The organism is Pseudomonas sp. LBUM1656, from assembly GCF_059716065.1.
The window spans coordinates 5,927,993-5,941,021 of sequence record NZ_CP166800.1; the positions used below are offsets into that span (position 1 = coordinate 5,927,993).

Below are 13,029 nucleotides of genomic sequence, written 5' to 3' on the forward strand. Positions count from 1 at the left end.
CTCACCAACGCCGCGGGCGTTTTACGCTGCGTTTTCGCCGTTTTTTTGCGGATCAGAGGGGTAAAGGGGGCTGAAAAAAGCTGTAAACGACGTCACCGACACTGGATGCGACCATCCCTGTACTGGTTACGACGCACCCTGTAGGCGTCAGATTTTCACTGGTACATGATCGTATCGACTCGATTGCAAGGCGCCGTGGTAGAGCTGTCTCCAAAACGCCATCCAACCGCAACCTATAAGTGCGGTGGTCCAGTCGGAACACTGCCAAAAAAAACACCAAGGAGTCCATCCATGAAAGGTTCCCCGTCGTTGTTGTTGGCCGCCATGCTGAGTCTGCCGTTACTGGCTCAAGCTGCAGAACCCGCTCAGTGCAGCACCGTAAACTTCTCCGATGTCGGCTGGACTGACATTACTGTCACCACCGCCACCACCAGCGTCGTTCTCGATGCCCTGGGCTACAAAACCAAAACCACGATGATTTCCGTTCCGGTGACCTACAAGTCCCTGGCCGACGGCAAGAACATGGATGTGTTCCTGGGTAACTGGATGCCGACCATGGAAAACGACATCAAGGCCTACCGCGATGCCGGCACCGTGGAGACCCTGCGCGCCAACCTGGAAAACGCAAAATACACACTCGCCGTGCCCGAAGAGTTGTATAACAAGGGTCTGAAGGATTTCGCCGACATCGCCAAGTTCAAGAAAGAACTCGACGGCAAAATCTACGGCATCGAACCAGGCAACGACGGCAACCGCCTGATCCAGAGCATGATCGACAAGAACGCCTTCGGCTTGAAAGACGCCGGCTTCAAGGTGGTCGAGTCCAGCGAGGCAGGCATGCTCTCGCAAGTCGATCGCGCCCAGCGCCGCAACACCGCCGTGGTGTTCCTGGGCTGGGAACCGCACCCAATGAACACTCGTTTCAAGATGAAGTACCTGACAGGCGGCGACGACTTTTTCGGCCCGAACTTCGGTCAGGCGACCATCTTCACCAACACCCGCAAGGGCTATGCGCAGGAATGCAGCAACGTGGGTCAGTTGCTGAAAAACCTGGTGTTCACCCTCGACATGGAAAGCACGCTGATGGGCAACGTCCTGGACGACAAAATGAAGCCTGACGCGGCCGCCAAGGCCTGGCTGAAAAAGAATCCACAGGTCCTCGATACCTGGCTCGCTGGCGTGACCACCATTGACGGTAAACCAGGCCTGGAGGCCGTGAAAGCCAAGCTCGCGCAGTAATCGCTTACGCCGGGCGAGTTCGCTCGCCCGGGCTGTTTATTTCCTTGCATGCGGACGTTCACTACCATGCTGATTGATCAGAAAATACCTCTAGGCCAGTACATCGCGGGCTTCGTTGAATGGTTGACGCAACACGGCGCCAACACCTTCGACGCCATCGCCGTGTCACTGGAAACGATGATCCACGGCGTGACTTTCGCGCTGACCTGGTTCAACCCGCTGGCATTGATCGGCCTCATCGCTCTACTGGCACACTTCATTCAACGAAAGTGGGGGCTGACTGTTTTCGTCATTGCCTCCTTCCTGCTGATCCTCAATCTGGGGTACTGGCAGGAAACCATGGAAACCCTCGCCCAGGTGCTCTTCGCGACCCTGGTCTGCGTGGTCATCGGCGTGCCGTTGGGCATCGTCGCCGCGCACAAACCGATGTTCTACACACTGATGCGGCCGGTGCTCGATCTGATGCAGACCGTGCCGACTTTCGTGTACCTCATTCCTACCCTGACCCTCTTCGGTCTGGGTGTGGTCCCGGGCCTGATCTCCACGGTAGTGTTCGCGATTGCCGCGCCTATCCGCCTGACCTACCTGGGTATCCGCGATGTACCCGCAGAATTGATGGACGCCGGCAAAGCCTTCGGCTGCTCACGCCGTCAACTGCTCGCACGCATCGAACTGCCCTACGCCATGCCAAGCATCGCGGCCGGTATCACCCAGTGCATCATGCTGTCGCTGTCGATGGTGGTGATCGCGGCACTGGTGGGCGCCGACGGTCTGGGCAAACCCGTGGTCAACGCACTGAACACTGCTGATATCGCCCTAGGCTTCGAAGCCGGCCTGGCGATCGTATTGCTGGCGATCATGCTCGACCGTATCTGCAAACAACCCGACGCTAAAGTAGGGGGTGACGCATGAGCATTATTCGCTTCGAAGACGTCGACGTAATCTTTTCCAAAGACCCGCGTGAAGCGCTCAAGCTTCTCGACCAGGGCATGACCCGTGACCAGATCCTGAAAAAGACCGGGCAGATTGTGGGCGTTGAAAAAGCCAGCCTGGACGTCGAAAAAGGTGAAATCTGCGTATTGATGGGCCTGTCCGGCTCCGGTAAATCAAGCCTGCTGCGCTGCATCAACGGCCTCAACACCGTCAGCCGCGGCAAGCTGTTCGTCGAGCACGAAGGCAAGCAGATCGATATCGCGTCCTGCACCCCGGCAGAACTGAAAATGATGCGCACCAAGCGTATCGCGATGGTGTTCCAGAAATTCGCCCTGATGCCTTGGCTGACAGTGCGCGAGAACATCAGTTTCGGTCTGGAAATGCAGGGTCGCCCGGAAAAGGAACGGCGCAAGCTGGTGGACGACAAGCTTGAGCTGGTGGGCCTGACCCAGTGGCGCAACAAGAAGCCTGACGAACTCTCCGGCGGTATGCAGCAACGTGTGGGCCTGGCCCGTGCGCTGGCGATGGACGCCGACATCCTGTTGATGGACGAACCGTTCTCGGCACTCGACCCGCTGATCCGCCAAGGCCTGCAAGACGAACTGCTGGAACTGCAAAGCAAGCTGAACAAAACCATCGTGTTCGTGAGCCACGACCTCGATGAAGCCCTGAAGCTGGGCAGCCGTATCGCGATCATGAAAGACGGTCGGATCGTCCAGTACAGCAAGCCTGAAGAGATCGTGTTGAACCCGGCGGACGATTACGTGCGGACTTTCGTCGCGCACACCAATCCGCTGAACGTTCTGTGCGGTCGCAGCCTGATGCGCACGCTGGACAACTGCAAACGCATCAACGGTTCGGTGTGCCTCGATCCGGGTGGCGATTCGTGGCTGGACCTGGCCGAAGGCAATACCATCAAAGGCGCCCGCCAGAACGGTGCGAGCCTGGACCTGCAGAACTGGATTCCAGGGCAAGCGGTTGAAGGCTTGGGTCGTCGACCGACGCTGGTGGACTCGAATATCGGCATGCGCGATGCGCTGCAGATTCGATATCAGACGGGCAACAAACTGGTGCTGCACGACAACAACAAAGTTGTCGGGATTCTGGGTGACAGCGAGCTGTACCACGCGCTGCTCGGCAAGAACCTGGGGTAAGGCAGCAGATACAAAAACGCCGCGAGAGGATCGCGGCGTTTTTGTTTATGGGATATCGGGTGATGCAGTGTTGAAGTTGAAGCCCCCATCGCCAGCAGGCTGGCTCCCACATTGGAATGCATTCTCTTGTGGGAGCCAGCCTGCTGGCGATGAAGCCGACGCGGTGCTTCAGACCGAAACAACGCGTCCTTGATTACTCAGCTATAAACCCGGCCAAGGAGCTGCCGATGGCTTTCAAACTGATCGAGCACGTCACGGGTGATCTGATCCTGAGTGAAGCCCATCAAGTCGTAATCCTGGCTGCCGTTGTGCAGGTACACCTCGGCGCGGTAGTAGCGTGCACGCGGTTCATCAGCGCTTTCAGCCGAGACCGTGTCGCTCGCCGCCGCCAGGTAGCCATCCAGGCTCACTTCGTAGACAAAAGGGTTGCCCTCTTCCATCTCGATTCGCACGCCCATGCAACGCTTGGATTTACCCAGCAACGTTTGCACTTCCAGGCCTTGACCGCGCAATTGCACCGCTGCCTCTTCCAGCGCCGGGCTGACTTGCTTGTCCATGAAACGCTGAACGATCGACTGGTTCGGTTGCAGGTCCAGCTGCGTCAGACGCTCGCTGAAACCACGACGACCGCGGGCCGCGAGTTCCGCTTGCTCCTGTTCGATCTGCACGTCCTGGCGCATGGCCTTGTGCAAGCCGAACATGAAGAACACCAGCACCACCGAGAACGGCAGACCGGCCAGCACCACCATGGTTTGCATGGCTTCGAAGTTACCGGCGAACAGCAGGCCGATGGTCACCAGCGTGATCACCGCCGACCAGAAGATCCGCAGCCAGTGCGGCGCATCTTCGTCGACATTGCCGCCCTTGCACGAAAGGTTGGCCATCATCACCGCGCCGGAATCCGCCGGGGTCAGGAACAGCACGAAACCGACGAAAATCGACACGCCGATCACAATCTTCGACGCCGGGTAATGCTCAAGCAGTTGGTAAATCGCCATCGACGGCTGTTCAAGCGCCGTCTTCCCGAGCTCCACCGCCCCATGGTTCATCACCAGGTCCAGGGCCGAGTTACCGAAGATCGACAGCCACGCCAAGGTGAAGCCCAACGGGATCAGCAGCACGCCGGCCACCAGTTCACGCACCGTGCGACCACGGGAAATACGCGCGATAAACATGCCGACGAATGGGGCCCAGGAAATCCACCAGGCCCAGTAGAACAAGGTCCACAGGCCCATCCAGCGCTCGCTCTTCTCGCCACTGCCTTCGTACACATAGAGGTCGAAGGTTTTCAGCACGATACCGTTGAGGTAGTCACCGATGTTCTGCACGAAGCCGTTGAGCAAGTGCAGGGTCGGACCGAACAGCAGCACGAAAATCAGCAAGCCGCTGAACAGCACGATGTTCAGGTTGGACAGACGGCGAATACCGTTTTCCACGCCGGACACAGCCGCGATGGTCGCCACGGTGCTCATCACGATGATCACGATCAGCAGGTTGGTGTTGTTGTGCTCCATGCCGAACAGGTTTTCAAGGCCCGACGACACTTGCAGCGAACCGATCCCCAGGTTCGTCACCAGACCCAGCAGGGTCACGAACATGCCGAAGCCGTCCACCGCGTGACCGGCTGCGCCCTTGACCCAACGCTCGCCAACCAGCGGGTACAGCGCCGAACGCAACGCCAGCGGTTGGTTATGACGGTAGGCGAAGTAAGCAACGGCCAAACCGACCAAGGCGTAGATCGCCCAGCCGTGCAGGCCCCAGTGCAGGAACGTCAGTTGTACCGCCTGACGTGCGGCAAGGTTGCTGCCGGCCACGCCTTCCGGCGGATTGAAGTAGTGGTCCAGCGGTTCGGAAGCACCGAAATACAACAGCGATATGCCGATGCCCGACGAGAACAGCATCCCCGCCCAGGCGCCGTAGCTGAAGTCCGGGGTGTCGTCCTTGCTGCCCAGCTTGAGTTTGCCGTAGGACGAAAACGCCAGGCCAACGACGAATACCAGATAGGCGGCAATCACCACCATGTAGTACCAGCCGAAGCTGCGGGACAACCAGGCCTGGGCGATGCCGAGCAATCTGCCGGCCTCTTGCGGGGCGATGATCAGAATGGCGGTCAACAACAGAATCAACGCGGTAGAGGTGTAGAACACCCAACCGTTGACCGTCACCTTCTCGGGTGGGGTCTTTATTAGAGAGGCAGAACTCATGGCACAGATGCTCCAGGCAGTGCGAGAGAAGAACACAAGGCAACGCGGTACCCGACTAATCGGTTAGTTGGCAGCCGACCGACGGGTGATATAAAGACACCCCGAAAAAAGCCCGAAGCCCGGGAGCGCCAGTGCGCGTGGGTTTCGAGCGATTTCGGATGTCGTTTTTCCGCCCACTACACGTAGGAAAAACCTGTAGGCAGCGACGATTTGTCGCAGATCTTATTCTTTGTTGATTGAACGTTCAATCAAAACAAAATAGACTGGCCCTCAATCCGATAGACGTTTGACGTCCACCGGAAGGCCTAAGGAGATGTGCAAGATGCCCAAGGTCGGTATGCAACCCATCCGCCGCCAGCAATTGATCGAAGCCACATTGCAGGCCGTCGATCAGGTCGGAATGGGGGACGCCAGCATTGCGCTGATCGCCCGTTTGGCCGGTGTCTCGAATGGCATCATCAGTCACTATTTTCAGGACAAGAACGGCCTGATTGCTGCCACGGCGCAGTACCTGATGAGCGTCCTGAGCGAGAACGTCACCGCGCGCCGTCAGGCGCTGGAGGACAGCAGCCCGCGGGCGCACCTCCAGGTGATCATCGAAGGCAACTTTGACGCCAGCCAGGTCAATGGCCCGGCAATGAAAACCTGGCTGGCCTTCTGGGCCACCAGCATGCACCACCCGTCTTTGCACCGGTTGCAGCGGATTAACGATCACCGTCTGTATTCCAACCTGTGCTGCCAGTTCCGCCGCGTATTGCCGCTCGATGACGCGCGCAGTGCAGCCCGGGGCCTGGCAGCCCTCATTGACGGTTTGTGGTTGCGCGGCGCGCTGTCGGGAGATGCTTTCGACACTGAGCAAGCGCACCAGATCGCTTACGAATACATGGATTTTCAATTGGCCAAGCAGGTGAGTTAGAGCACACATAACCGCTCAACCCCTGAACTGCTACTGATCGGTGTTGCCACACCTATATGGCTTCACCGCAGTGGCCTACGCCAACCACTTATGCACTTGCGAGGACTTTATGGCCCGTTTCGAACTGCAAAAACTCTACATCGATGGCGGTTACTCCGACGCCAGCAGCGACGCCACTTTCGAAGCCATCAACCCGGCTAACGGTGAAGTCCTCGCAAAAGTACAACGTGCGACCCAGTCAGACGTCGAGCGCGCTGTCGTCAGCGCCGAAAAGGGCCAGAAAATCTGGGCCGCGATGACCGCCATGGAGCGTTCGCGCATCCTGCGTCGTGCCGTGGACATCCTGCGCGAGCGCAACGATGAACTGGCCGCTTTGGAAACCCTGGACACCGGCAAGTCGTTCTCCGAAACCAAGTATGTCGACATCGTTACCGGTGCTGACGTGCTGGAATACTACGCAGGCCTGGTGCCCGCCATCGAAGGCGAGCAGATCCCGCTGCGCACCACGTCGTTCGTTTACACCCGTCGCGAGCCGCTGGGCGTCGTGGCCGGTATCGGCGCGTGGAACTACCCGATCCAGATCGCCCTGTGGAAATCCGCCCCTGCCCTGGCAGCCGGTAACGCGATGATCTTCAAGCCAAGCGAAGTCACTTCCCTGACCACGCTGAAACTGGCCGAAATCTACACAGAAGCAGGCCTGCCAGCCGGCGTGTTCAACGTCCTGACCGGCAGCGGCCGTGAAGTCGGCACCTGGCTGACCGAGCACCCACGCATCGAAAAAATCTCCTTCACCGGCGGCACCGACACCGGCAAGAAGGTCATGGCCAGCGCTTCCGCTTCGTCGCTGAAAGACGTGACCATGGAACTGGGCGGCAAATCCCCGCTGATCATCTTCGACGACGCCGACCTCGATCGCGCCGCCGACACCGCGATGATGGCCAACTTCTACAGCTCTGGTCAGGTCTGCACCAACGGTACTCGCGTGTTCGTACCGACTCACCTGAAAGCGGCTTTCGAAGCCAAGATCGCTGAGCGCGTTGCGCGCATCCGCATCGGCAACCCGGAAGACGAGAACACCAATTTCGGCCCGCTGGTCAGCTTCGCCCACATGGAAAGCGTGCTGGGTTACATCGCCAAAGGTAAGGAAGAAGGCGCTCGCGTTCTGTGCGGCGGCAGCCGTCTGACCGAAGGCGACTTCGCCAAAGGCGCGTTCGTGGCACCGACCGTGTTCACCGACTGCACCGACGAGATGACCATCGTTCGCGAAGAAATCTTTGGCCCGGTGATGGCGATCCTGACGTACGACACCGAAGAAGAAGTGATTCGTCGCGCCAACGACACCGACTTCGGCCTGGCCGCCGGTATCGTCACCAAGGACCTGAACCGCGCCCACCGCGTGATTCATCAACTGGAAGCCGGTATCTGCTGGATCAACGCCTGGGGCGAGTCCGACGCAAAGATGCCGGTCGGCGGCTACAAGCAGTCGGGCGTGGGCCGTGAGAACGGCATCAGCTCGCTGAACAACTTCACACGCATCAAATCGGTACAGGTCGAACTGGGCGATTACGCCTCGGTTTTCTAAGCCCCGGCTGAAAACCCTGTAGCAGCTGCCGAGGTACGAGGCTGCGTTGCGCGTCCGCAGGACCGCCCTCAGAGGGTCGCTGCGCGACCCAACGCAGCCTCGTGCCTCGGCAGCTGCTACAGGTGACCTGACCAACTTCAAAGAGGGTGCATTTAATGTCCCAAGAATTCGATTACATCATCATCGGTGCCGGCTCGGCCGGTAACACCCTGGCGACCCGTCTGACTGAAGACGAAGGCGTCACCGTCCTGCTGCTCGAAGCAGGCGGCCCGGACTACCGTCTGGACTTCCGCACGCAAATGCCGGCCGCTTTGGCGTTCCCACTGCAGGGTCGTCGCTACAACTGGGCCTACGAAACCGATCCAGAGCCACACATGGACGGTCGCCGGATGGAATGCGGTCGCGGCAAAGGCCTGGGTGGTTCTTCGCTGATCAACGGCATGTGCTACATCCGCGGCAACGCGATGGACTATGACAACTGGGCCAAGCTGCCAGGTCTGGAAGACTGGGATTACCTGAACTGCCTGCCGTATTTCCGCAAGGCCGAAACCCGCGACATCGGCCCGAACGACTACCACGGTGGCGACGGTCCGGTCAGCGTGACCACGCCGAAAGCCGGCAACAACCCGCTGTTCCACGCGATGGTTGAAGCAGGCGTGCAAGCCGGTTACCCGCGTACCGAAGACTTGAACGGTTACCAGCAAGAAGGCTTCGGCCCGATGGACCGCACCGTGACGCCGAACGGCCGTCGCGCCAGCACCGCTCGCGGTTACCTGGACACGGCCAAGAAGCGCTCGACCCTGACCATCGTCACCCACGCCCTGACCGACAAGATCCTGTTCGAAGGCAAGCGTGCCGTTGGCGTGCGTTACCTGATCGGCGCCGCTGAAGAGCGCGTTGAAGCCCGTGCCCGCAAAGAAGTGCTGCTGTGCTCCGGCGCCATCGCTTCGCCGCAGATTCTGCAACGCTCCGGCGTCGGCCCGGCCGAACTGCTGAACAAGCTCGACATCCCGGTGGTCCATGACCTGCCAGGCGTCGGCGAAAACCTGCAGGACCACCTTGAGTTGTACCTGCAATACGCTTGCACCCAACCGGTCTCGCTGTACCCGTCGCTGCTCTGGTACAACCAGCCAGCCATCGGTGCCGAGTGGCTGTTCAACGGCACCGGCATCGGCGCCAGCAACCAGTTCGAAGCCGGCGGTTTCATCCGTACCCGCGAAGAATTCGATTGGCCGAACATCCAGTACCACTTCCTCCCAGTTGCCATTAACTACAACGGCAGCAACGGCGTGAAAGAGCACGGCTTCCAGGCGCACATGGGTTCCATGCGTTCGCCGAGCCGTGGTCGCATCCAGGCCAAGTCCAAGGATCCGCGCGAGTACCCGAGCATCCTGTTCAACTACATGGCCACCGAGCAGGACTGGCAAGAATTTCGCGATGGCATCCGCCTGACCCGCGAAATCATGCAACAGCCTGCACTGGATGCTTTCCGTGGCCGCGAAATCAGCCCGGGCATCGACGTGCAAACCGATGAGCAGCTCGACAAGTTCATCCGCGAACACGCCGAAACCGCGTTCCACCCGTCCTGCTCTTGCAAGATGGGCACCGACGACATGGCCGTGGTCGATGGCGAAGGTCGTGTGCACGGCATGCAAGCCCTGCGCGTGGTCGATGCCTCGATCATGCCGATCATCACCACCGGCAACCTGAACGCGCCAACGATCATGATCGCCGAGAAAATCGCCGACAAGATCCGTGGTCGCCAGCCGCTGCCGCGTAGCACGGCTGATTACTTCGTGGCCGGCGATGCGCCGGTGCGGGGCAAGCCGTTGCGGGATGTGAGCCTGACTGCTCAGTAAGGCGTAACACCGCGGTGCTGCCTTCGCGAGCAAGCCCGCTCCCACAGAAGATCTTCAGTGAACACAGATTTTGTGAACACCCAAGATCAAATGTGGGAGCGGGCTTGCTCGCGAAGGGGCACGACCAGCCAACTCATCTAAACCTGGCACACCTGGGTAATTCCTTCCTACACCGCTCCGCCCTTGATCCTACCCCCCACGCAGGCCTAATCTAGCGCCACGCAAACGTTTCACCCCCCCTTCGCAACATCGCTACACCGCTACACCGCCACTCCAGACCAAGGAGGTTCCCGAATGTTCGATTTCCACCCCCAGCTCAAGCAGCGCTTCGCTGCCTTGCGCACGGGCGCTGAATTCTTTTCGCTGCGTTACGTGCGCGAGTCCGGCCAGTACCTGTCGGTGCGCAAGAATGTCGCTGAACCTCCAAGCCTGAGCCGTGACGAAGGCGCGATGCTGACCGTGCGCGTCAACGGCGTCGAAGCCTACGCCGCGACCAACGACCTGTCGCAACAAGGCCTGCAAGCGGCCCTTGAGCGCGCCGAGCAACAAGCCCGCCGACTCAAGCCCCACGCCTTGCTCGACCTGCGCGAACAAGCCGTCTCCAGCGACCGTGCCGACTACTTTTCGCCGAACCTCGACCAGCCCTTCCCGTCCCTGAGCGATTGCTACCAACTGCTCGGCGCCGAATCCGCGTCCGTGCCCAAGGACGAGCGACTGGTGAACTGGCAGGTGAGCATCGGCATCACCAACGTCGAGCAAATCTACCTCAGCAGCGCTGGCGCCGAACTGCGTCAGGCCCAGCGGTTCGTCTACCCGAGCCTGGAAGTCACCGCCTACGACGGCAGCGACAGCCAGACCCGCACCCTCGGCCGCGAGAACTTCGGCCAGCAGGGTGGCTTTGATGTGATCAGTCGCTGTGGCCTGGTCGGTGCCGGGCCGAAAGTCGCCGACCAGGCGCTGCAATTGCTGTTGGCGCCGAACACCCCGCAAGGTCCTCGCGACCTGCTGCTGATGCCCGACCAGATGATGCTGCAGATCCACGAATCCATCGGTCACCCGCTGGAGCTGGACCGCATCCTGGGCGATGAGCGCAATTACGCCGGCACCAGTTTCGTCAAGGCAGAAGACTTTGGCAGCCTGCAATACGGCTCGAAACTGCTCAACGTAACCTTCGATCCCGATATTCCCGAGCAGCTCGCCAGCTACGGCCATGACGACGACGGCACCGCTGCGAGCAAGCAATTCCTGATTAAAGAAGGCCTGCTGCTGCGCCCACTGGGCGGCGCGCTGTCGCAATTCCGGGCCGGCATGGACGGCGTCGCCAACAGCCGCGCCTGTGGCTGGAACCGTCCGCCGATCGACCGCATGGCCAACCTGAACATTGAGCCCGGCGATCAACCCCTGGAACAACTGATCGGCAACATCGAGCACGGCATCATGATGTCGACCAACCGCTCGTGGTCCATCGACGATGCGCGCAACAAGTTCCAGTTCGGTTGCGAATGGGCGCAGTTGATCGAAAACGGCGAACTCAAAGGTGTGGTGAAAAACCCGAACTACCGGGCGATTTCCGCGCACTTCTGGAAGAGCCTCAGCGCCGTCGGCGATGCGAACACCGTCAAGGTCCTCGGCACGCCGAACTGCGGCAAGGGCGAACCGAATCAGGTGATCCGCGTCGGCCATGCCTCGCCGGCCTGCGTGTTCAGCAACGTGGATGTATTTGGGGGAGACGCCTGATGAACACTTCAAACACTCAGGCCGAGTCGTTCAAGGCTTTGGTCAACTGGCTGCGCGATGCGATTCGCGAGCCGGAGCAGTTCACCCTCAGCTACGCTGCCGAGTCCTCGGCCTTCGTGCGTTTCAACCACGCCAAGGTGCGTCAGGCCGGTCAGGTGCAGCAGGCGAGCGTCGGTTTCAAACTGATCAACGATGGCCGGCATGCCGACCTGAACATTACCCTTTCCGGTGATGCGGAAGTCGACGTTCAGCGTCTGGCCGAAGGTCTGCAACAACTGCGCGAAACCTTGCCGCTGCTGCCGCAAGATCCTTACCTGCTGCTCAACCACAATGGCTGGCAGAGCAAGAACGTGCAGGCGCATCCGCTGCCGGACACCGAGCAAGTGGTCGCTGAAATCACCCAGGCGGCCGAAGGGCTGGACCTGGTCGGCTTCTACGCCGCCGGGCCGATCAGCCGCGGTTTCGCCAGTTCCTCGGGCGCGTTCGGCTGGCATCAGGCCAACAGTTTCAATTTCGATTTCAGTCTGTTCCACGACAATGGCCAAGCGGTGAAGGCCAGCTACGCCGGGCACGACTGGAACAGCGAAGGGTTTGCCAAACGCTTTGCGCAGGCCCGCGAGCAGTTGGCGTTCCTGGGCAGACCGCAACGCACCCTGGCGCCGGGTCAGTACCGCGCCTACCTGGCGCCGGCTGCCTTGGGAGAATTCATGGACATGCTGGGCTGGGGCGGTTTCTCGGCGCAGTCGATTGCCAGCAAACACAGTCCGCTGCAGAAGCTTTATGCAGGCGACAGTTCGTTCAGCCCGCTGGTGTCGGTCGATGAAAAAGTCAGCGGCTCGTTGAGCCCGGCATTCTCCGGCGAAGGTTATCCGCGCAGCGATCTTGGCTTGATCGTCAATGGCAAGGCGGGCGCGCAGATGGTCAGTTCACGCAGTGCGGCCGAATATGGCCTGACCGCCAACGGCGCCGGCGGCGGTGAAATGCCGAGCGCAGTGAACATGGCAGCCGGTACGTTGCCTGACGCAGAGATTCTCAAGCAACTGGGCACGGGTTTGTACATCAGCAACCTCTGGTACCTGAACTACTCGGACCAACCGGCGGCACGCCTGACCGGCATGACGCGGTTTGCGACGTTCTGGGTCGAGAACGGCGAGATTCAGGCGCCGGTGAGTACGATGCGGTTTGATGACAGTGCCTATAGTTTGCTCGGTTCGCAGCTCGAAGCGTTGACCGAGGAGCGCGAGCTGATGTTGTCGGCCAGCACCTACAGTCAGCGGGCGACTGCCTCGGCGTTGTTGCCGGGAGCGCTCGTCAGCCGACTCACGTTAACGCTGTAAACACCCCGTAGCAGCTGCCGAGGCACGAGGCTGCGTTGCGTGTCCGCAGGACCGCCCTCGGGGGCTAC

At 60.2% G+C, this 13,029-nt stretch carries 9 protein-coding genes; 8 read left to right on the plus strand and 1 reads right to left on the minus strand.

The genetic code is table 11. The annotated features are described in order from the left end of the window. Positions 1 to 291: 291 nt before the first annotated feature. From ACA072_RS26915 to choV, 3 genes are all read left to right on the plus strand, one after another. Entirely contained in the window at positions 292 to 1,239 is a 948-nt protein-coding gene (locus ACA072_RS26915) for a choline ABC transporter substrate-binding protein (RefSeq protein WP_095127145.1), read from the plus strand. 66 nt (positions 1,240 to 1,305) lie between these two features. Then, the gene (gene choW, locus ACA072_RS26920) at positions 1,306 to 2,151 is read left to right on the plus strand and encodes a choline ABC transporter permease subunit (RefSeq protein WP_109635476.1); all 846 of its coding nucleotides are present in this window, start codon (positions 1,306 to 1,308) and stop codon (positions 2,149 to 2,151) included. Beyond that, entirely contained in the window at positions 2,148 to 3,326 is a 1,179-nt protein-coding gene (gene choV / locus ACA072_RS26925) for a choline ABC transporter ATP-binding protein (RefSeq protein ID WP_131060629.1), read from the plus strand. Before choW ends, choV begins: the two co-directional genes overlap by 4 nt. 197 nt (positions 3,327 to 3,523) lie before the next feature. Here the strand turns inward: choV and ACA072_RS26930 are convergent, their stop codons facing one another. Next, entirely contained in the window at positions 3,524 to 5,473 is a 1,950-nt protein-coding gene (locus ACA072_RS26930) for a BCCT family transporter (protein ID WP_497625047.1), read from the minus strand. A gap of 379 nt (positions 5,474 to 5,852) precedes the next feature. Between ACA072_RS26930 and betI the strand changes: the two genes are divergently transcribed. The 5 genes from betI to ACA072_RS26955 all read left to right on the plus strand — a co-directional run bounded on the left by betI (position 5,853) and on the right by ACA072_RS26955 (position 12,961). Then, positions 5,853 to 6,446, plus strand: a complete 594-nt coding sequence (gene betI / locus ACA072_RS26935; protein WP_008151939.1) for a transcriptional regulator BetI — start codon at positions 5,853 to 5,855, stop codon at positions 6,444 to 6,446. 109 nt (positions 6,447 to 6,555) lie between these two features. Then, complete coding sequence (gene betB, locus ACA072_RS26940) at positions 6,556 to 8,028, plus strand: betaine-aldehyde dehydrogenase (protein ID WP_497621686.1); 1,473 nt, start codon at positions 6,556 to 6,558, stop codon at positions 8,026 to 8,028. A gap of 155 nt (positions 8,029 to 8,183) precedes the next feature. Then, on the plus strand, positions 8,184 to 9,887 hold the full coding sequence (betA, locus tag ACA072_RS26945; protein WP_497621688.1) for a choline dehydrogenase: 1,704 nt from the start codon (positions 8,184 to 8,186) through the stop codon (positions 9,885 to 9,887). 294 nt (positions 9,888 to 10,181) lie between these two features. Continuing rightward, positions 10,182 to 11,624, plus strand: coding sequence for a TldD/PmbA family protein (locus ACA072_RS26950; RefSeq protein WP_497621690.1), 1,443 nt, complete (start codon positions 10,182 to 10,184; stop codon positions 11,622 to 11,624). Further along, positions 11,624 to 12,961, plus strand: coding sequence for a TldD/PmbA family protein (locus tag ACA072_RS26955; protein ID WP_497621692.1), 1,338 nt, complete (start codon positions 11,624 to 11,626; stop codon positions 12,959 to 12,961). The genes ACA072_RS26950 and ACA072_RS26955 overlap by 1 nt, the downstream gene beginning before the upstream one ends. The last annotated feature ends 68 nt before the right edge of the window (positions 12,962 to 13,029 follow it).